The sequence below is a fragment of the Rhodanobacter glycinis genome (genome assembly GCF_006438785.1).
GTDB lineage: Bacteria > Pseudomonadota > Gammaproteobacteria > Xanthomonadales > Rhodanobacteraceae > Rhodanobacter > Rhodanobacter glycinis_A.
On sequence record NZ_RCZB01000007.1, the window covers coordinates 1 to 20,220 of the forward strand.

The 20,220-nt window shown below is 61.6% G+C and carries 21 protein-coding genes, 1 tRNA gene and 1 pseudogene; 11 read left to right on the forward strand and 12 right to left on the reverse strand.

The window, feature by feature from the left end; translation table 11 throughout:
* From EAH75_RS17985 to EAH75_RS18020, 8 genes are all read left to right on the forward strand, one after another.
* Nucleotides 1-268 (forward strand): integrase core domain-containing protein (locus EAH75_RS17985; RefSeq protein ID WP_140806416.1); only part of this gene is annotated, 268 nt, incomplete at its 5' end.
* Nucleotides 269-501: 233 nt separating this feature from the next.
* Complete coding sequence (locus tag EAH75_RS17990) at nt 502-1,608, forward strand: DNA primase family protein (RefSeq protein ID WP_140806418.1); 1,107 nt, start codon at nt 502-504, stop codon at nt 1,606-1,608.
* Between the two features lie 505 nt (nt 1,609-2,113).
* Nucleotides 2,114-2,434 carry a hypothetical protein gene (locus tag EAH75_RS17995; protein ID WP_140806419.1) on the forward strand — a complete coding sequence of 107 codons (321 nt, stop codon included), beginning with the start codon at nt 2,114-2,116 and terminating at the stop codon, nt 2,432-2,434.
* Between the two features lie 84 nt (nt 2,435-2,518).
* Nucleotides 2,519-3,523 (forward strand): phage major capsid protein, encoded by a 1,005-nt coding sequence (locus EAH75_RS18000; RefSeq protein ID WP_140806420.1) that lies wholly within the window; start codon nt 2,519-2,521, stop codon nt 3,521-3,523.
* A complete protein-coding gene (locus tag EAH75_RS18005) occupies nt 3,523-3,840 on the forward strand; it encodes a hypothetical protein (RefSeq protein WP_140806421.1) in 318 nt (105 codons plus the stop codon). Before EAH75_RS18000 ends, EAH75_RS18005 begins: the two co-directional genes overlap by 1 nt.
* A complete protein-coding gene (locus tag EAH75_RS18010; RefSeq protein WP_140806422.1) occupies nt 3,837-4,088 on the forward strand; it encodes a hypothetical protein in 252 nt (83 codons plus the stop codon). Before EAH75_RS18005 ends, EAH75_RS18010 begins: the two co-directional genes overlap by 4 nt.
* Nucleotides 4,089-4,194: 106 nt before the next feature.
* On the forward strand, nt 4,195-4,557 hold the full coding sequence (locus EAH75_RS18015) for a hypothetical protein (RefSeq protein ID WP_140806424.1): 363 nt from the start codon (nt 4,195-4,197) through the stop codon (nt 4,555-4,557).
* A 5-nt stretch (nt 4,558-4,562) separates the two neighbouring features.
* On the forward strand, nt 4,563-5,042 hold the full coding sequence (locus tag EAH75_RS18020) for a hypothetical protein (protein WP_140806425.1): 480 nt from the start codon (nt 4,563-4,565) through the stop codon (nt 5,040-5,042).
* A gap of 24 nt (nt 5,043-5,066) precedes the next feature.
* On the opposite strand, the gene EAH75_RS18025 is transcribed toward EAH75_RS18020, so the two are convergent.
* The 8 genes from EAH75_RS18025 to EAH75_RS18060 all read right to left on the reverse strand — a co-directional run bounded on the left by EAH75_RS18025 (nt 5,067) and on the right by EAH75_RS18060 (nt 12,765).
* Complete coding sequence (locus EAH75_RS18025) at nt 5,067-5,834, reverse strand: DUF4149 domain-containing protein (protein WP_140806426.1); 768 nt, start codon at nt 5,832-5,834, stop codon at nt 5,067-5,069.
* Between the two features lie 5 nt (nt 5,835-5,839).
* Nucleotides 5,840-6,703: a nucleotidyltransferase domain-containing protein gene (locus tag EAH75_RS18030; RefSeq protein ID WP_140806427.1), complete on the reverse strand. Its 864-nt coding sequence runs from the start codon at nt 6,701-6,703 to the stop codon at nt 5,840-5,842.
* 449 nt (nt 6,704-7,152) lie between these two features.
* Nucleotides 7,153-7,245 (reverse strand) — tRNA-Ser (locus EAH75_RS18035).
* Nucleotides 7,246-7,319: 74 nt separating this feature from the next.
* Nucleotides 7,320-7,526: a carbon storage regulator CsrA gene (gene csrA / locus EAH75_RS18040; RefSeq protein ID WP_140806428.1), complete on the reverse strand. Its 207-nt coding sequence runs from the start codon at nt 7,524-7,526 to the stop codon at nt 7,320-7,322.
* A gap of 271 nt (nt 7,527-7,797) precedes the next feature.
* Nucleotides 7,798-10,425 (reverse strand): alanine--tRNA ligase, encoded by a 2,628-nt coding sequence (alaS, locus tag EAH75_RS18045; protein WP_140806430.1) that lies wholly within the window; start codon nt 10,423-10,425, stop codon nt 7,798-7,800.
* 83 nt (nt 10,426-10,508) lie between these two features.
* Entirely contained in the window at nt 10,509-11,015 is a 507-nt protein-coding gene (locus EAH75_RS18050) for a regulatory protein RecX (protein WP_428993524.1), read from the reverse strand.
* A 65-nt stretch (nt 11,016-11,080) separates the two neighbouring features.
* Nucleotides 11,081-12,118: a recombinase RecA gene (recA, locus tag EAH75_RS18055; protein ID WP_140654344.1), complete on the reverse strand. Its 1,038-nt coding sequence runs from the start codon at nt 12,116-12,118 to the stop codon at nt 11,081-11,083.
* A 137-nt stretch (nt 12,119-12,255) separates the two neighbouring features.
* Complete coding sequence (locus EAH75_RS18060; protein WP_140654346.1) at nt 12,256-12,765, reverse strand: CinA family protein; 510 nt, start codon at nt 12,763-12,765, stop codon at nt 12,256-12,258.
* Between the two features lie 89 nt (nt 12,766-12,854).
* Here EAH75_RS18060 and mutS point away from each other — a divergent pair, with 89 nt between their 5' ends.
* Nucleotides 12,855-15,431: a DNA mismatch repair protein MutS gene (gene mutS, locus EAH75_RS18065; protein ID WP_140806432.1), complete on the forward strand. Its 2,577-nt coding sequence runs from the start codon at nt 12,855-12,857 to the stop codon at nt 15,429-15,431.
* A 70-nt stretch (nt 15,432-15,501) separates the two neighbouring features.
* Nucleotides 15,502-16,002: pseudogene (locus EAH75_RS18070) on the forward strand (catalase); the annotation flags it as partial.
* Nucleotides 16,003-16,052: 50 nt separating this feature from the next.
* Here EAH75_RS18070 and EAH75_RS18075 read toward each other — a convergent pair.
* From EAH75_RS18075 to EAH75_RS18090, 4 genes are all read right to left on the reverse strand, one after another.
* Nucleotides 16,053-16,694, reverse strand: a complete 642-nt coding sequence (locus tag EAH75_RS18075) for a response regulator (protein WP_140806433.1) — start codon at nt 16,692-16,694, stop codon at nt 16,053-16,055.
* A gap of 92 nt (nt 16,695-16,786) precedes the next feature.
* Nucleotides 16,787-17,185: an RNA-binding S4 domain-containing protein gene (locus EAH75_RS18080; RefSeq protein ID WP_140654352.1), complete on the reverse strand. Its 399-nt coding sequence runs from the start codon at nt 17,183-17,185 to the stop codon at nt 16,787-16,789.
* 64 nt (nt 17,186-17,249) lie between these two features.
* Nucleotides 17,250-17,843: a response regulator gene (locus tag EAH75_RS18085; protein ID WP_140654354.1), complete on the reverse strand. Its 594-nt coding sequence runs from the start codon at nt 17,841-17,843 to the stop codon at nt 17,250-17,252.
* Nucleotides 17,844-17,919: 76 nt separating this feature from the next.
* Complete coding sequence (locus EAH75_RS18090; protein WP_140806507.1) at nt 17,920-18,813, reverse strand: AEC family transporter; 894 nt, start codon at nt 18,811-18,813, stop codon at nt 17,920-17,922.
* A gap of 134 nt (nt 18,814-18,947) precedes the next feature.
* On the opposite strand from EAH75_RS18090, the gene EAH75_RS18095 reads away from it, so the two are divergent.
* Complete coding sequence (locus EAH75_RS18095) at nt 18,948-20,084, forward strand: phosphotransferase enzyme family protein (RefSeq protein ID WP_140806434.1); 1,137 nt, start codon at nt 18,948-18,950, stop codon at nt 20,082-20,084.
* Nucleotides 20,085-20,220 lie beyond the last annotated feature (136 nt).

A 20,220-nucleotide genomic window follows, 5' to 3' on the forward strand; every position in this document is an offset into this window, starting at 1 on the left:
GGTCTTTACCAGCCGACACTACACGCGACTGGTACGCAGCTATGGCCTGCGGCAGGAATTCATCACACCACATTGCCCACAGCAGAACGGCATGGTGGAGCGTGTCATCCGCACGTTGAAGGAGCAGTGCGCGCATCGGCATCGCTTCGAAACACAGCAGCACGCGATGCGCGTGATTGGCGACTGGATCCAGTTCTACAACCACCGGCGCCCCCATCAGGCGCTGGGCATGAAGACCCCCGCCGAGGCTTATGCTTTAGCGGCCTGACCTGTGCAGGAAGTGCTGGGTCATTACACAAATGGCTTAACTGCGCCAATTGCGCGGGAGTCTTGTCTCAACTTGTTCATTGCCGCTCAGACAAGCCCAGCGTGCGCTCATGGGTGAAACCATGGGCAGAAGATGGCGCGCGCATTTTGAAGAATTGTCCGATCTGAAGATCGGCAGGGCCAAAAGCCCGGGCCAATGGATGACGGCGGCGGACAGGACGGGAAACGCTCTCCTTGCGCTTTCAACTCGGCAACATCAGCGGACCAGCGTCGCACGTTGAGGCTCCCTTTTTTCATCTACTGCCGAAACCGAAGGCGATGGATGCGAGCGGCAAGATGGTGACGCTTGGTCAGATCACCGACATGCGTACGGGCGAGCAGTGGTCCAACCAAGAAGTCTTCATGCCCAACGGTGCTGAGTGGAGGTTCGACAAGAACGCGCCAGAGCCGAAAGTGTGGATGAACTTCGTCGATGAACTCTTCGCGGATCGAACCGACGATGTGCAGCTGCTTCAGGAATGGATGGGGTACATGCTCAGCGGCGATACCTGGGCGCAGAAGGGTCTACTGGTTGTCGGCCCGAAGCGCGCTGGTAAGGGTGTCATTGGTGGCGTGCTGCGAAAGCTGCTTGGTAAAAGCATGGTGGCGAGTCCGTCGCTGAAGGCGCTGGGGGACACGTTTGGACTCGAACATATGGTGGACAAGCGGATGTGCCTCATATCCGATGCCCGTCTTTCAACCCGCCAAGATACTGCCGCCGTAATCGAGATGCTGTTGCGGATCATCGGTTGCGATCAGGTAGACGTCTCGCGAAAAAATAAAACCGCACTGACGCTTGAACTCGGGGTACGCGTGATGATGCTGGCTAACTCGATGCCACAACTTGGTGACGATAGCGATGCGATTACTTCACGGTTCTTGATAATTAATCTGACTGAATCGTTTTATGGACGTGAGGATACGAAGCTAGCTGCCAAGCTGGAGAGAGAATTGCCCGGCATCGCGTTGTGGTCTATTGAAGGTTACAAGAGGTTGATAGCACGTGGGAAGTTTCAGGAGCCGCAATCATCGGTCGATGCGCGTTCGGAGTGGTACAACGAGAATAACCCAGTGGCGGAGTTCATTGAAGATCGCTGCGTTGTTGCGCGTGACCAGTCCGTTGAGAACTCAGTGCTGGGCAATGCCTACAACGAATGGAACGAAGCTCGCCACGCTCCACCTATGAACACCCAAGTCCTCAGCCGGAAGGTCGCAGCGATGCTTGGGCCGAAAATTACGCGTGTCGCTGGTCATGGTGCGCGGCGGATTGTCGGGCTGGGTCTCAAGAAGATGGCATTTTGATGGACGGGATGTGCGCCATGAGCAACGGGCGATGCCGTGAAATCATCGCCGTGAATTGCGTCGCGGAATGCGTCGCTTTTCCTCCGAATTGCGTCGCGAATTGCGTCGCGGCTGGCGACGCCGCCCCCGGAGCTGGGTAGCGAGCGGCGAGTCTGCCGAGGCGAAATCTCCGAAGCGACGCAATTGGCGACGGAAAAGCGACGCAATTAGCGACGCAAAAGGCGTTGCCGGAGCTGGGACGCGACGCAAGCGACGCATTTTTTCCTTATTTGCCGAGGACAAAGGAAAAGAGGAAGAGGGAGAGAGGTATAGGAGAGCGGTATAGCAAAAAAGCGTCGCTTGCGTCGCGCCTAACCGCCCGGCAGACCCTTCGCCCTGTGGCGTAAGCGACCGGAAACAGGCCTAGGCGGGCCGCGCATCGCCGAGGCTAGACGAGGTACAGCACCGATCATCGCGGAAGGCGTCCGCGCCCCGGCAGCGAGCCGCATCGAACCGAGAAACGACCATGATTAACAAATGCCCATGCTGCGGTCACCGCTTCGCCGATCCGGATGCCGCGCCCGACCTGGTAGAGGAACTGACAAGCCAGTTCGCCGCTATATGCGCGCAAAACGATTATGCGATTACCGACGGAAGAGTTTCAGAAGTTGTCGCGGCAGCGCTGCTAGGAATCAGGAAGAAGAAATTAGCAATGTTGCGCTCAGTAAATAATGGTCCGCCCTATTTCAACCTGCCAGTAGACGGCTCGCGATATTCGTATGAATTGAAGTCATTGGCAAAATGGAAACATTTTCAAAAGACGGGTGAAGAATGGGATATGGCATGAATGTCCATGCATGGCCATTTTTAAAATCGCAATGGATTACGCTCCGAGTTAATCCACCCCTTCACCCGACCGGAGCTAACCATTATGCAAATCCCCAATATGAAAGGCCGTGAGTTCATTCGCATCGCCGTCACCAAAGCTTCTGTCGGTGGGGCTCAGGGCGTGGAAGCATTCACCGCCGCACGCTATGGATCGGATGGCCCGCGTATCGCAAAAGCGGCTATCGCTTCATTGAATTCATCCGAACTACTCGACGAGAGTATCGCCACCGCCTTCATCAGCACTGTCGTTGACAAGTCAGTGCTCGGCCAACTTCGCGGCGCGCGCCCCACCCCATTCAACACGCGCACACGCAAGCTGTCGTCTGGGGCGCGCGGCCACTTCGTCGCCGAAGCTGCACCCATCCCTCTGAGCAAGCAGTCAGTAGAAGGTTCCACGCTTCGCCCGCTCAAGGTCTATGCGCTCGTGGTCAGCACGAAGGAAGCCATCAGCTCACTCGACCCATTGGCAGAAGCAGGCCTTCAATCCGACCTTCAAACCGCTTGCGCCGCCGCGGTCAATATCGCCCTGCTAAACCCTGCCAACGCGGGCACCGCCAACGTCACTCCTGCTGCCATAACATTTGGCGCTCCTACAGTGGCCGCCACCGGCAACGCCGTCGCCGACATCAAGGTGCTGATCGCGGCCTTCAAGGGTGACATCTCCGCTGCGTACTTCGTCACCGATCCGGATACAGCGACCGCGCTGGCGATGGTACAGACGGCCAATGATGCGTTCCTCTTTCCGGAATGTGGCCCGCGCGGAGGTGCGATTCTCGGCATTCCGCTTGTAACCACTATCGACTCGCCGCGCGATTCCAGCGGCGGTCAGCTCGCGTTGATCGACCCGACCGGCATCGCCTACAACATCGACGATGTACAGATGGACGTGGCAAAGAACGCCACACTTGCTATGTCAGATTCCCCGACGTCGCCCGTGGAGCAGGTCAGTCTCTTCCAGACATCATCCGTCGCGTGGAAGGTGCTTATTCGCGCCAACTGGGAGAATCATCGCGCTTCCGGTGTCGCCGTGCTGACTGGGATCGTCTGATGGAAACCTTCGATCAGCTCACAGCCAAGATGACCCCGAAGCAAAAGGCTGCACCAGCGACCTATGGCGACCTGATGCGGCTTATGCAAACCATGCTCAGCGCCAACAAGTTGCTCAAGCAACGCATCGAGCGGATCGAGGCCCGTGGCGTTAAATACTGTGGCACGTGGCAGCGCTCTGGCGAGTACGAACGCGGCGACCTCGCCACGCACAAGGGCAGCATGTGGCACGCGGTCACTTCGACCCGCGAAGAACCGGGTGCATCGTCCGCGTGGCAACTCGCCGTCAAAGCAGGTCGCGACGGGAGATCGAAATGACCCCTGACAAAGCGCGCATCGCCTATCCCGACACCTGGGCATCTATCCAGCAACAAGTTGCTGAAGTCCGAGCCGCTGGCGCTGATGTTGTTCAGCTGGACGTGCGGGTCATCGACGTCAATGGCATTCCCACGTTGGAGCTGACCACGATTGCCGACTACGCGGTGGAAGACGATGACGCCCCGGCATCCAGCATCCGCTTCCGCGCTGTGCTCGCGGAGCGTCCAGCAGTCCATGTCGTGCATTGAGGCCACGTCCGACCGGGGGGAGTGAACACCCCTCCGGCCCATCCACGGGAATCCGTCCCCGTTCATTTTTTTAATGTGCAATGAAGGTTTTGAAACGAAAAAAATCATGAAGACCCCCGCCCCACCCGCAATCAAGTCCACGAAGACCCAGCAGCGACTGCCGCCCAAGTCCCTGTCGGCTGAAGGGGGAGCCATATGGAAGCGTCTGCTGGCTGACTATGAGATCAATGACGAAGCAGGCCTGCTCCTGCTCCAGACAGGTCTGGAAGCGTATGACCGTTTGAAGCAATGTCAGCAGGCGATCCAGCGCGACGGCCCGCAGGTGCTCGACAGATTCGGCTACTTGAAGGCCCATCCGCTTCTGCCCGCAGAGCGCGCCTCACGCACGCAGATGCTGGCCGCCTTCAAGGCGCTTCATCTCGACATCGAGCCATTACACGCCCAGCCCGGACGCCCGGCAGGGAGTTAGACGCAATGCCTACCAATCGCCGCTATCGCACCCGTGTTCGCCACCCGCCCATCGACCCAGTTCACTGGGCGATCCTGACCGACGCACCGCCGCCGGCAGACGCCAATCCCTTCCTCGCGATGGATCGCAACTTCGATCCGGTCATGCGACCGCTATGGGAAGTCCAAGGCCCAGCGATCCTCATCGACTGGATCGCGGCTCACCCAGGTACGCGCCCGTCTTGTTGGTGGCGCTACCAAGCCCCGAGCGGCGGGCGCCAGTGCCTCTTCGGCGAAGGCAAGCCGCTTCACGAAGTGCTCAACATCGCGCCGTCCTACGCCTTCGGCATCCCGGACTGGTGTGGCGATCCGGAAGCCCCGCCGATCTTTGAAACCCAGCATGCGTACCTGAAGCGCCATGGGCTGCTAGAACCGGGCGAGCGCAAGCCGCGCTCCGAACCGCATCCTCTTCCGTTGCGCATTGTGCCCGTTACGCTGTGGAAATAAACATGGGATGCGCGGCGCAAATTGCTATTGGAAGCGCAAGGCTGCTTTGATGACATCCCATTCATTGGAGAGAGATAGATTCATGTCATCAAAAATCTTTGATGACAATGTTATTGCCGCGTTCGCTTTGGCAGTTTCGTATAAAGAGACAGCCTCAAATGCCATCGCATGAAATTGATCGACAGGCGGTTGCGACTGAAATAGCTTGTAAACGTCGTCAAACGTTTTCTCGAACCGAACTCTCAGCCATTCGAGTCGAATCCATCGCGAGACAAGTTGCTCGCTGAACACTGCTTGCGACGCTGCTACAACTACACCGAGGTCGGTTTGCCTACAAAGTACGCAGACCAGCCAGAGTGAAACGTACAGGATTATCCTTACACGCTCAGCCCTCGCCATTCGCAGAGAAACTGCCTTGCTGAAGTGACTATTCTCTAGTACCTGCGCGGCCATTCGCTTAATGGGATCGGCGAACTCATTGTTGTAGTAGCCATCCGTTTTCTGATGAATCAGGCTAATGCCCCAAGCACTGCTAAAAAATTCCTGAAGGCGCTTGTCTTGCGCGCGCGGCGTAAGGTACAGACGAGAAACTAGACCCATGACGAACAGTGATAGCGCTGACACGCCAAAAGCAATCAGCACCGCCGACGAAATAGCTGGGAAATTTGCCTGATTAACAAGAAGGCAGACAATGGAAAGGAAGGCTCCAAGATAAAAGAGGAAATCCGAAACCTTGTCGCCCAATTCTACAGCCTTGAAATACTCTTTTCGAATAGGATCAGAGCGTGACATTTGTCTTACCCATGGGCTGGAAATTCATTCCCAAATATTTGCCGCCAGATTTCGATGGCGCCCTTGTCATCGTGATTATCTCCATATGTCTTGTGCCAAGCATTCCTACTTTTTTCAATTGCCGTATCGAAGCGCTTTAGCACTTCCTGCCTGTCAGACCAAGAAAGGTAGTCATCGGCGAGACCGGTTCCGTACCAGATGTAGTTCTCAAGCTGTGTTCGGGCTTTGCTGAAGAACTGGAAGATCTGCCAAGGCATATCGCTTAGATCGGCATCAAAAACGTTGATCGCCAACACTTCAATATGGTAACTCTGAAGATAGCCACTGTGGATACGATTCCAGTGCTTGATCATCTTGATGATCCTCCTGAAATTGGGGCCACACGTCGACGCTTTTGATTCGATAATTGCGGCATGTTCTTTCGGTTTGGACTCGATCCATTTGTCAGTGTTCGAGTCGGGTACGTTGTAATGCGTTACGTTTCCATTCCCATCTACCACCCTGGCAACAGGAACAACGTCCACATTCGGCCAAGTCGTATAGCTAAGAGTGACAGCTTGCCCATTGCGGCGAACTCCTGTCCGCCACTCCGACAATGCGTCGCGGACGCTTTGAAGGACTTGGGTTGGGGTTTTGTCTTTGATGTGTCTGTCGTAATGCAGCGCCACAATCACATCTAGATCGGCATGCTGCCGCAGAGCTGTGTACTTAGGTATCGATCCGGCGCTAAACGCTTCGACAATTCCTAATGACTTGCTGAGTTTCGAGACGATGTCGTCTCTGCGACCATTGGCTGTGCTGCGATGGTCGCCGCCGAGGTTGATTTTGTCGTGGAACTGGTCGAAGGAAACGGCAACTGTATATGGCATGCAATGCTCCAACTAACGGCAGCGCCCGATGCGCCTAGTGCGACGAGCGAACTTTGTGTCAGCGGATTTCGCGTGGTCCGCGCTCACGTAACTGAACGGACGCGTGGCACAGACGATGCCAGTCTGATTGACTTTCATTGTCGCCCCCAGTTGCATTCCATGCTCATGACTCGTCCTGTGAATAGCCCCTGATCGCAGGGTACATGCCAGTAGCGGCCGAAAACCACCCCTTACACCATGCCTGCACGTGCAGGCACGTGTCGCATGGATGAACCGGCACTACCTACCGACCCGCCTTCCGCGCGAGGCGGAAATCGCCGCGCGAATAGCGCTCGCCCACCGTCCGTAGCAGTCCGTCCGTAAGCGGATTGGCTAGTAGGGACTAAGGTAGGGGCTTCGAGCGATGAGCAACAAAAAAGCCCCTAGAATCAGGGGCTTAATTGCGTATCTGGCGGAGAGAGAGGGATTCGAACCCTCGATAAGGCTTTTGACCCTATACTCCCTTAGCAGGGGAGCCCCTTCGGCCACTCGGGCATCTCTCCGGGTTTTTCCCGCATCACTGCGGAGCCGGCAAGGATACTGACCGGCGAGGTCGAGGTAAAGGCTTAATTCATCATCAGTGTTCGGCGGACTCGTCAGGCGGCACGCTGCCCGTCTCGTGCTCGCCCTTGATCCGCTGGTAGATTTCTTCGCGATGGACGGCGACAGTCTTCGGTGCATTGATGCCGATGCGCACCTGATTGCCTTTCACACCGAGAACGGTGACGGTCACCTCGTCGCCGATCATCAGGGTTTCACCGACCCTGCGGGTCAGAATCAACATGATTGCTACTCTCCATAAAGCTGTTGGTCACAGGCCTGCAGCATGACGGTGCCTCACCCCTGAGCGTCCGTCCGTCCGCAGTTCGACGATTGATCCGTCGAAGGCCCTACCGCCTTCCCGGCTCACAGCCAAAACACTCCTGAGCGTCCTGACTGGCGACACCGCCGTACAGGCAATGTCGACACGCGGTCGATACTAACTGAGCGTCATTGTCGGGCGCAATGTGTTCGAATCGTGACAAATGGCATGTTCAGGTTGGTATTTTTTCGGATCACTGCGTGGCAACCCATGCCGGCAGCGCAGCCAGGATCGCCGGGAGCTGGGGTGAGTCCGATCCGCCGCCCTGGGCCATGTCCGAACGACCGCCACCCTTGCCGTCGATCTGCGCGGCGACATGCGCGACCACGCTGCCGGCCTTGATCCGACCCAGCGCCTTGCCGTGCACGCCGGCGATCAACGAAACGTGGCCATCGGCCGCTCCGGCCAGCACGATCACGCAATCGCCGAGCTGCTGTTTGAGCTGATCCACGCTGTCACGCAACGACTTGGCATCAAGCCCCTCCAGTCGCGCGGCAACCACCTTGATGCCATCGATATCCGTCGCGGAACCGGCTAGGTCGGCAGTGGCAGAACCCGCTGCCTTGCTGCGCAGCGAATCCAGTTCGCGCTCGAGTTTTTTCTGGCGATCAAACAGCTGACGCAGCTTTTCCACCGCATCGTCGCCGCTGCTGGAAAGCAGCTGCGACAGCTCGCCCAGACGACGCTCCTCATCGGCCACGTACGCCAGCGCACCATCACCGGTGACCGCCTCGATGCGACGCACGCCGGAGGCGACACCCGCCTCGCTGACGATCTTGAACAGGCCAATGTCTCCGGTACGGTCGACATGCGTACCGCCGCACAGCTCGGAGGAGAAATCGCCCATCTTCAGCACGCGCACTTCATCACCGTATTTCTCGCCAAATAACGCCATTGCACCGAAACCGATCGCGTCGTCGTAGGCCATGTTGCGCACCTCGGCTGCTGCATTGCGACGCACTTCGGCATTCACCATGGCCTCGACCTTCTTCAGCTCGTCGGCACCCATCGGCTTGAAGTGCGAGAAGTCGAAACGCAGCCGTTGCGGCGCGACCAGCGAACCTTTCTGCGTAACGTGGTCACCCAACACCTTGCGCAATGCCGCATGCAGCAGATGGGTGGCCGAATGATTGAGCACGATGGCCTGCCTTCGCTTGGCATCCACGCGTGCCTCGACCACATCGCCGGTACGCAAGGGCTCACCACCAACCCAGCGACCGGCATGACCGAAGAACACGCCACCCATCTTCAACGTATCGCCGACTTCGAAGCGACCAGCGGCGGCGACTAACTCGCCGGTGTCACCCACCTGCCCGCCCGACTCGGCGTAGAACGGTGTGTGATCGAGGATCAGCAAACCCTGCTCGCCCTCAACAAGCTGATCGACTTGCTTGCCGCCACGTACGATGCCAAGCACCATGCTGCCTTCACTGTGCAGCACTTCATAACCGAGAAACACCGTGGGTTTGAGCTGGCTGGCCAGCTCGGCCGGCATCTGTCCTTTTGCCTCGAAACGACCGGCAGCACGTGCACGCTCGCGCTGTTCGTTCATCGACTTCTCGAAACCGTCCATGTCGACTTCCAGCCCTCGCTCGCGAGCGATGTCCGCGGTGAGATCGACCGGGAAGCCATAGGTGTCGTACAGACGGAACGCATCGATGCCGGGAATGATTTTTCCGGACTTGCCTGCCACTTCGTCGAACAGCCGCATGCCGTGCTCCAGCGTCTCGCCAAAGCGCTGTTCCTCGATGCGCAACGCGTCCTCGACGAACGACTGCTTCGCTGTCAGCTCGGGATAGGCCGCGCCCATTTCCTCGACCAGTGGCCGCACCATCTTCCAGAAGAAATCGCCACGCACACCAAGCATCCAGCCATGCCGCAGGGCGCGACGGATGATCCGACGCAGCACGTAGCCGCGCCCCTCGTTGGATGGCAGCACGCCATCGACGATCAGGAAGGAACAGGCGCGGATGTGGTCGGCGATCACGCGCAGCGACTTGTTGGACAGGTCGGTGGTATGAGTGAGTTCGCCGGCAACGCGAATCAGGTGCGCGAACAGGTCGATCTCGTAATTGGAGTGCACGTGCTGCAGCACGGCGGCGAGCCGTTCCAGGCCCATGCCGGTGTCTACGCACGGTGCCGGCAGCGAACTCAGCGTGCCATCGGGCGCACGGTCGAACTGCATGAACACCAGGTTCCAGATCTCGATGTAGCGATCGCCGTCCTCATCCGGCGAACCAGGCGGTCCACCGGCGATGTCGGCGCCATGATCGAAGAAAATCTCGGTGCAGGGGCCGCATGGACCGGTGTCGGCCATCTGCCAGAAATTGTCGGACGCATACGGCGCACCCTTGTTGTCGCCGATGCGCACGATGCGTTCGGCCGGCACGCCGACCTGCTTGTTCCAGATGTCGAAGGCTTCGTCGTCGGTGTGGTAGACGGTGACCCACAACTTGTCCGCTGGCAGCTTGAATACGCCGGTCAGCAGTTCCCACGCGTAGATGATCGCATCGCGCTTGAAATAGTCGCCGAACGACCAGTTGCCGAGCATCTCGAAGAACGTGTGATGGCGTGCGGTGTAACCCACCGCATCCAGGTCGTTGTGCTTGCCGCCGGCACGCAGGCAGCGCTGCACGTCCGCTGCCCGGACGAATCCAGGTTTTTCGCTGCCGAGAAACACGTTCTTGAACTGCACCATGCCCGAGTTGGTGAACAACAGGGTCGGATCGCTGGATGGCACCAGCGAGCTGGACGGCACGATGGTGTGGCCCTTGGAGCGGAAGTAATCGAGGAAGGTCGAACGGATTTCGGAGGTTTTCATGCGTATCGTGATGGCTGGCGTTAGAAGACCACACCGCGTCCCGGCCACTCGGTCAGTCCCTTCATCATCCCCGGATGAGGGACTCAGGAAACATCGTCGTCAGCTTCGTCCACATCGGCGTGGGTAACATTCCGTACTGTGGCGGCGGCAAAGCCGCGGCGCAAGAGGAATTGCGCCCGGCGGGCACGTTCGGCGGGGTCTGCCGTGCCCGCGCCGCCATAACGACGACGCAACTGGGCGGCAGCGGAGGCGCCCCAGTCGACGTCGGCCGCGTCCAGCAGTTCGCGGATACGCGCGTCGGACAAACCGTGGGTTTTCAGCTCCATCCGTAGCCGCATCGGGCCATAGCCCTGCGCGATCCGGCTGCGCAGCAGCTCCTCGCCGAAGCGGTCGTCGTCCTGATAGTGCTGTTCGCCGAGGCGATCGATCGCGGCGCTGGTTTCCTCGCCCTCGTAACCACCCTGGCGCAGTTTGGTTTTCAGTTCACGGCGCGAGTGTTCGCGGCGTGCCAGCAGCCCAAGCGCCTTGTCGTAAGCGCTGCGCTTCGGCTTCGCTGAATCGTCCTTGCCGGGTGGTCGTTTCATGAACATGCAAACGGACATGGCCCGGGCAAGCCGGGCCATGTTTTCCGCAATGGATCGCTACAGGTCACCGCTCACGCTTCCTCGAGCGCCTCTTCCGGCGCGGCGGCGGCGGGCTTGCCGACCGGCACCAGCAGGCGCTCGCGCAGCAGCTTGTCGATCTCGTTGGTGATCTCCGGATGCTCGCGCAGGAACTGGCGCACGTTCTCCTTGCCCTGGCCGATGCGATCGCCGTTGTAGCTGTACCAGGCGCCGGACTTGTCGATCAGGTTCTGCGCCACGCCCAACTCGATGATCTCGCCTTCGCGCGAGGTGCCCTCGCCGTACAGGATCTCGAATTCGGCCTGGCGGAACGGTGGCGCCACCTTGTTCTTGACGACCTTGACGCGGGTTTCCGAACCGATGATCTCGTCGCCGCGCTTGACTGCGCCGATGCGGCGGATGTCCAGGCGCACCGAAGCGTAGAACTTCAGCGCGTTGCCGCCGGTGGTGGTTTCCGGGCTGCCGAACATCACGCCGATCTTCATGCGGATCTGGTTGATGAAGATCACCAGGGTGCCGGACTTCTTGATGTTGGCGGTGAGCTTGCGCAACGCCTGGCTCATCAGGCGGGCGTGCAGGCCGACGTGGGAGTCGCCCATCTCGCCCTCGATTTCCGCCTTCGGGGTCAGTGCGGCGACCGAGTCGACTACCACCATGTCGACCGCACCCGAACGCACCAGCATGTCGGCGATTTCCAGCGCCTGCTCGCCGGTATCCGGCTGCGAGACCAGCAGGTCGTCGACCTTGACGCCGAGTTTTTCCGCATAGGTGGGATCGAGCGCGTGCTCGGCGTCGATGAACGCGGCGGTACCACCGGCGCGTTGGCAGCTGGCGATCGCCTGCAGCGTCATGGTGGTCTTGCCGGATGATTCCGGTCCGTAGATTTCGACCACGCGACCGCGCGGCAGGCCGCCGACGCCGAGCGCGATGTCCAGCCCGAGCGAACCGGTGGACACCGTCTCGATGGCTTCGTTGACGCGGTCGCCCATGCGCATGATCGCACCCTTGCCAAACTGCTTTTCGATCTGGCCGAGGGCGGAAGTAAGTGCCTTGCGCTTGTTGTCATCCATCGTCTTGAATTCCGGTTGGTCTGTGAATGGGGAGCATGATGCCCGGAGCGGGTCTCACGGGCTGCGATCAGGGGAGATCGGCTGCGGCAAGCTCAGTATCCCACACCGGTCAAGCCGACCTGAGCGTCCGCACCGCATCATTCCGTCAGCGTTTTGCGCAAACCGATGAGCGCGGCGGCCACAGTCTGCCGCCGCACCGCTTCGCGGTCGCCCGGAAAATGGAACAGCTGCGCATGGCCGTAGCCGCCGCGACGCTTCCAGCCGATCCATACCGTGCCGACCGGCTTGTCCGGTGTGCCGCCCGATGGCCCGGCAATCCCGGTCACCGCCACCGCCACGCCGGCCCCGAAGCGCGCCAGTGCGCCGGAAACCATCTCCAGCACGGTTTCCTCGCTGACCGCGCCAGTATGCTCCAGCGTGCGCGGATTGACCCCAAGCAACGCTTCCTTGGCCTCGTAGCTGTAAGTCACCACGCCGGCATCGAACCAGGCTGAACTGCCCGGCAGATCGGTCAGCGTCTTGGCGATCCAGCCACCGCTGCATGACTCCGCCGTCACCAGCATCAACCGGCACCGCTGCACCTCGCTTGCCACATCACTGGCCAGCGCCAGCAACTCGGCATCGGTAGGAACAGATGACAACTCCATGCGAAACTCCCGGACTTGAGTGAACGTTGCGCCACGCGCAGAGGCACCGTTCTACCTGTTCCGCGCGACCACGCCAAGACTTGCATTGCATGAGCCAAGACGACCTCACCAAACATACCCCCTTCATGCGCCAGTACTTGTCGGCCAAGGCCGAGCATCCGGATGTGTTGCTGTTCTTCCGCATGGGCGATTTCTACGAACTGTTCTACGACGACGCACGCAAGGCGGCACGACTGCTCGACATCACGCTGACCCAGCGCGGGCAATCGGCCGGAGCGCCGATTCCGATGGCCGGCGTGCCATATCACGCGGCGGAAAACTATCTGGCGCGACTGGTGCGGCTCGGTGAATCGGTGGCGATCTGCGAACAGATCGGCGACCCGGCGCTGGCCAAGGGCATCGTCGAGCGCAAGGTGGTGCGCATCGTCACACCGGGCACGGTAACCGACGCCGCGCTGCTGGAGGAACGTCGGGACAATCTTCTGCTGGCGATCGCGGCCGGCGCGACTGGCGCCTATGGTCTGGCCTGGGTCGATCTGTCCAGTGGCCGCTTCCTGCTCAGCGAAGTGCCCAACGCCGAAGCGTTGGCTGCCGAACTGGCCCGCCTGCAGCCCGCCGAAACGCTGATCGATGAAAATGTGGTCTGGCCAAAGCTGGTCAGCAGCCTGCCCGGCCTGCGCAAGCGTCCGCCATGGCATTACGATGGCGACGCGGCGAAACGCGAACTCAATCGTTTTTTCGGCACCCGCGATCTCGGCGGCTTCGGCGTCGACGGCATGAACCTGGCGATCGCCGCGGCCGGCTGCCTGCTCGGCTACGTCGAGGAAACCCAGAAAAGCGCGCTGCCACATCTCACCGGCATGGCGGTGGAAAGCGCCAGCGAGACGATCGCGCTGGATGCCGCGACACGGCGCAATCTGGAACTGGACACGCACCCCAGCGGTCGTACCGAGCATACCCTGCTCGGCGTGCTCGACGAAACGGTGACACCGATGGGCGCGCGCCTGTTGCGCCGCTGGCTGAATCGGCCATTGCGCTCGCGCGAACTGCTGCGCCAACGCCATCAGGCGATCGGCACGCTGACTGACAGTCGGCGCTACGAATCACTGCGCGAACAGCTGCGCGGCATCGGCGACCTGGAACGCATCCTCGCCCGCATGGCGCTGCGTTCGGCGCGGCCGCGCGACCTGTCCACCCTGCGCGATGGTCTCGCCGCCGCGCCGACGTTGCGCGAGCAGATCGCATCGCTGGACAGTCCGCTGCTGCACACCCTGGTCGAGCGCATCGGCGACCACGCGGAGGCCGCTGCGCTGCTCGCCCGCGCCATCGTGATGCAGCCGCCGGTACTGCAGCGCGATGGGGGCGTAGTCGCGGATGGCTACGACACTGAACTCGATGAACTGCGTCGCCTGTCCACCCACGCCGACCAGTACCTGGTCGAACTGGAGGAGCGCGAGAAGGCTGCCAGCGGCATCAACGCGCTGAAAGTCGGCTACAACCGTGTGCATGGTTACTACATCGAGATCAGCAAGGGGCAATCCGACAAGGCACCTACGCATTACACACGCCGGCAGACCACCAAGAATGCCGAGCGTTACATCACCGAAGAACTGAAGGCATTCGAGGACAAGGTGCTGTCGGCGAAGGAACGCTCGCTGATGCGCGAACGCGCACTGTACGAGGCACTGCTCGATACGCTCACCGAAAAACTGGAACCGCTGAAAGCAGCCGCCGCCGCGATGGCCGAACTCGACGTACTCGCCACGCTGGCCGAACGCGCCGAGGCGCTGGACTGGAGCGCGCCGGAGCTCACCGACGAACCCGGCATCGCGATCGAGCGCGGCCGTCACCCGGTGGTCGAGAAGGTGCGCGACGAACCGTTCGAACCGAACGATCTCAAGCTCGACGACGCGCGCCGCATGCTGGTGATCACGGGCCCGAACATGGGTGGCAAATCGACGTATATGCGGCAGAACGCACTGATCGTGCTGCTCGCGCATATCGGCAGCTACGTACCGGCGAGTCGTGCCGTGATCGGCCCGATCGATCGTGTATTCACCCGCATCGGTGCCGGTGATGACCTCTCGCGCGGCCAGTCCACCTTCATGGTGGAGATGAGCGAGACGGCGAACATCCTGCACAACGCGACCGAACACAGCCTGGTGCTGATGGACGAGGTCGGCCGCGGCACCAGCACCTACGACGGCCTGTCGCTGGCCCGCGCAGCCGCCGTGCATCTGGCGCGCAACAGCCGCGCTTATACCTTGTTCGCCACGCATTACTTCGAGTTGACCGAACTCGCCAGCGAGTTCCCGTCAATCGCAAACGTGCATCTCGACGCGGTCGAATACGGCGAGCAACTGGTCTTCATGCATGCGGTGAAAGATGGCCCGGCCAACCGCAGTTTCGGTTTGCAGGTCGCCGCCCTGGCTGGACTGCCGAAATCGGTGATCGCCGATGCGAAGCGCACGCTGGCCGAACTCGAGCGAGGCATGCACCAGCACGCCTCGACCGACAAAACCGTGACCGCGAGTTCGCCGCAGTTGGGCCTGTTCGCCGCGTCGGCGCCGTCTGCCGTGGAACGGGCCCTGGACGCGGTCGATCCGGATGCATTGACACCGCGTGAGGCGCTCGAAGCACTGTATCGGTTGAAGTCGCTGGCCTGAACACACGATAGCCATGGACTATCGGCTGCATCAGAAACATCAAATTTCATTGATGACTGAAGGCGCGTAGGACCAAAACAGCCTCACTGCCGGCCCGCGCGGCCCATTGCTGGTGCAGGACCATCAACTGTTCGAGAAGCACGCGCACTTCAACCGCGAACGGATTCCCGAGCGTGTCGTGCATGCCAAGGCCTCGGCTGCATTCGGCACGTTGACGATCACCCACGACATCACCCGCTACACCCGCGCCAAGGTATTCAAGCCGGGGACGCAGACGCCGATGCTGGCGCGTTTTTCCACCGTCGCGGGCGAACGCGGCGCGGCCGATGCCGAGCGCGACGTGCGCGGCTTCGCGCTGAAGTTCTATACCGGGGAAGGCAACTGGGATCTGGTCCGAAACAACACGCCAGTGTTCTTCATCCGCGACCCGTATAAGTTCCCCGACTTCATCCACACCCAGAAGCGCGACCCGCGTACCAATATGCGCAACGCGACGGCGATGTGGGACTACTGGTCGCTGTCGCCCGAATCGCTGCATCAGGTCACCACGCTGATGAGCGATCGAGGCATCGATGCGGGCCACACCGAAGGATGCTCCTGCGTGGCTCGCACAACGGATACTCAGTACACGCCGTGCGCCATCTGCAGCCCGGGGCGCGGCCGCGGCGACGGCACGATCGCATGCGGCTCATCCGCATAAGGCATCGCGATATCCGGGATCGCGGCCAAGGCTTCCTCGGACAATTCGGACAGCGGCAGGCTCACCGGCTCTGACGGCTTTCGTGCAGCCAGCCGCCCCGACTGCACCAGTTGCCCGATGCGCTTGCACACCTCGTCGCGGCCGAACGGCTTCTTCATGAAATCGTCGGCACCGAAGCGCTGCACGTAGAACTGCTCGGTGGCCTGCTGGTTGCCGCTGATCATCATGATCGGGATATGTCGGGTCAGGGGATCGTGGCGTAATGCACGCAGCACGGCGAAGCCGTTCATTCCGGGCAGCACGATGTCGAGGAAGATCAGGGCGGGCTGTTCGTCGCGCGCCAGCTGGATGGCGCTGTCGCCATCGTTCGCCCTGGACACGGCGTAGCCTTCGTGGCCGAGCATCTTGCCCAGTACCGCGCAGATAGTGGGTGAATCGTCGACTACCAGCATGCGTGCGCCGAGAGTGGCCTGAACGTGCGGCACTGAGCCCTGTTCGCCGTCCGTGTTGCCGAGCAGGCGTTTGATGAAACCGATGCCGGTCATCCGTGCAAATCCGTCCATGCAAATCCCCTGGTTGAGGAAATGCACCAGCGCATTCCCCTGAGTGGCTTGGATGTTCCCGCAGATCGGGGGGCCAATCTGCGATGCACTGCTCAGCGCGCGTCCTTCAACCGCCGCAGATCGCGGCGGGCATGCTTGTCCGGGCGCTTCAGCGGGCCGCTGGCGCCGACCAGTTGACGCTGCTCATGTGCCGCCTCGCGCAACCCGCGACTAGCCGCTGTCTCGCGATACAACGTCTGCGCCACCGTGGCCGGTCCGCGCTTGTCGGACAGGCCCGTTACCTCGACCTCAAGTCGCTCAAGCCCGCGCGTGATCAACAACATGTCGCCGACATGCAGTGCCTTCGCCGGTTTGCAGCCAGCCCCATTGACGTCGATCTTGCCGCCGTCGATGGCCTGCTTGGCCAGGCTGCGCGTCTTGAAAAACCGGGCAGCCCACAACCATTGGTCGGCACGCAGGTCGAGTACGGATTGAACGGACGGCTTGCTCATCCCGGTGATTATCGTGCCATCGCGGAAGCGATCGTACCTATCAGGCGCGGCGCCGCTGGAAAGCTCAGGAGCGATCCGCGGGCGGCACGATCAGGTCGTGCGGATCGGGCATGGCGATGTCCGGAATCGCTGCGTGCTCGGCGTCGGTTTGCTCCGGCGCCGCCGGCAACGCATCCTCGGGGGCGCGTTCGCGCACCACCAGGCGGCCGGTTTTGGTCAGGTGCTGGATGCGTGCAAACACCTCGCCGCGGCCGAACGGCTTCTTCATGAAATCGTCGGCACCGAAGCGCTGCACGTAGAACTGCTCGGTGGCCTGCAGGTTGCCGCTGATCATCACGATCGGAATGTCGCGGGTCAGCGGATCGCGGCGCAGCGCACGCAGCACCGCAAAGCCGTTCATGCCTGGCAGAACGATATCGAGAAAGATCAGATCCGGGCCGTTTGCGCGGGCCAGCTCGATGGCGGTTTCACCATCCGGTGCCTTGAGCACCACATGACCGTCCTGGTTCAGCATCTTGCCGAGCACGGCGCGGATGGTCGCCGAATCGTCGACCACCAGCACGCGCGCGCCCTTGGGCACACCACTGCGCGGTATCTGGCGGCGCTCACCCGGATGCGCGCTCCCGAATATCCGCTTGAATACGTCAAGGCCGGCCATGGCATGAGCCCCCGCTCATATGATTGCGGCTAGTCTCGCGGCAGCACGGGCCCGGTGCAAGCCATGCGGCGCCGGCTTACCCTCCTAGCAGCAGATTGCCCAGCGGTATCGTGATCAGCGACAGCACGATGCCGGCGCTCAGCACGGTGTTCGCCAGGGTCGGCTCCAGCTCGTACTCGTCGGCCAGGATCGCCGCCGACACCATCGGCGCCATCGCCGCCTGCAGCACGCCAACCGTAAGCACCAGTCCGCCCACGCCAGTGGCCACGCCAAGCACCCAGCACAGCAGCGGCGCCAGCAGCAGCTTCCAGCCCAGCCCCCAGCCGGCCGCGCCCAGTTGCCGATGGCCCGGATGGAACTTGAACTGCAGGCCGACCGAGAACAGCGCCAGCGGCGTCAGCGTGGTACCGATCGGCGCGAATACACCGTTCAACAGTTCCGGCCAGCCACCGAGCAGCCCCACGACGATGCCCACCACCAGCGCGATGAAAGCCGGAAACGTGACAATGCGCCGGGCGATCAGTCGCGGCTGCGGCGTGCGCCCGGAATAGATCGAAGCCACCACGATGCCGGCCGAGGCCAGCACCGGGAACGCGCCGATCTGGTCGGCCACTACGGCCAACGCCAACCCCGGCTTGCCGTGCAACGCCTCGATCAGCGGATAACCCATGTAGGCGGTATTGCCCAGGCCGCAGACCAGAATCAGCGCGCCGGTACGCTGCCGCGACCAGCCCAGCCGCGGTCCAAGCAGACCAAACAACAGCCACGCGCCGCCGAACGTCAGCCACATCGCCGCCACCGGAAACCACAGCTGTGGATCGAACTTCACCTTCGGGATCAGTTCCAGCACCAGCGCTGGCAGCGCGACATTCAGCACCCACCAGTTGATGCCCTGCACGATGCCCGCCGGCGGCTTCGCGAACCGTGCCACCAGCGTGCCCAGGATCAGGCAGACAAACAGCAGCAACATTGCACTCATCGGGCGCCGGCACACTTGGGGGGAATGGCCCATTAAACGCGATGCCGCCCGCGTCCGAAAGCGGGCACCGCATCCTTATCGGTGATAATCCGGCGCTTGCCGCCAGCGAAGGACACCGTCTGTCCATGAACGACCCCACCCATCTTGCGCACGGACTGGCTGGCGACAACACGCCGCCGGACTGGCCGCCGTTGACTGCGCTTGAGGTCGATACGCTGCTGCGCGGCTATCCCGCGCTCGACACCGCGACACGCCTCGACTGGCACAGCCCGCGCCCGCTGTCGGCGGCCTGCCTGGTCGAGACGGGCCACGCGACCGTCTTCATCAAGCGCCATCAACACAGCGTGCGTTCGGCTGCCACGCTCACCGAGGAGCACCGCCTGATCGCGCACCTGCGCGGCAACGGCATGCCAATACCGGCCGTACTGAGCGACGCGCACGGACAAACCGCCGTTGCACTCGGCGACTGGACCTACGAGGTGCACGAACGCGCCGCCGGCATCGATCTGTACCGCGAGGCGATCTCATGGTCGCCGTTGCCCAACCGCGAGCACGCGCGCAGCGCCGGCCGCATGCTGGCTGCCTTGCACGACGCGGCTGAGGGTTACCACGCACCCCAGCGCGACACCCATATTCTGGTCGCGCGCAGCGAGCTGATCTGTTCACCCGATCCGATCGCTGCACTGCAGACGCAACTGCCCGCGCGACCCGGTCTGGCTGATTATCTGCAAGGCCGCGACTGGCCGACCGACCTCGCCGCAGTGCTTGCGCCGTGGCACACCGCCATGCAACCGCGACTGGCGCTGCAGCGCCGGCTATGGACGCACGGCGACTGGCACGTCTCCAACCTGTGCTGGAGCGACGACAGCGCAAACGCCCACATCAGCGCGGTGCTCGACTTCGGCCTCGCCGCTGCCAACTTCGCGCTGTTCGACCTCGCCACCGCGATCGAGCGCAATGCGATTGCCTGGCTGGCACTGGACACCGGCATCGACGCCGCACACCTCGACATCGCCCGCGCACTGATCGAAGGCTATCGCCAGCAGCGGCCACTGGATGCCACCGACATCCATCTGCTGGCGGATCTGTTGCCGCTGGTGCATGTGGACTTCGCGCTGTCCGAGGTCGAGTATTTCCACGCCATCACGCATTCGCGCGCCAATGCGGATGTCGCCTATGACACCTTTCTGCGCGGGCACGCCGCGTGGTTCGGCACATCACCGGGGCGCGCACTGCTGCAGGCCATCCACGACTGCGCGTAGCCGTACCTCAGCAGTTCGCGCTGAGCGCAGCCGCAAAGCGGCGCACGCGGTGAGCGACCAGGGATGGTCGCGGCCTTGAGGAGCGAGGAAGTCGAAGTGCCCAGGGCAAACGGCCGTGAATCTGCACGCTGCGCCA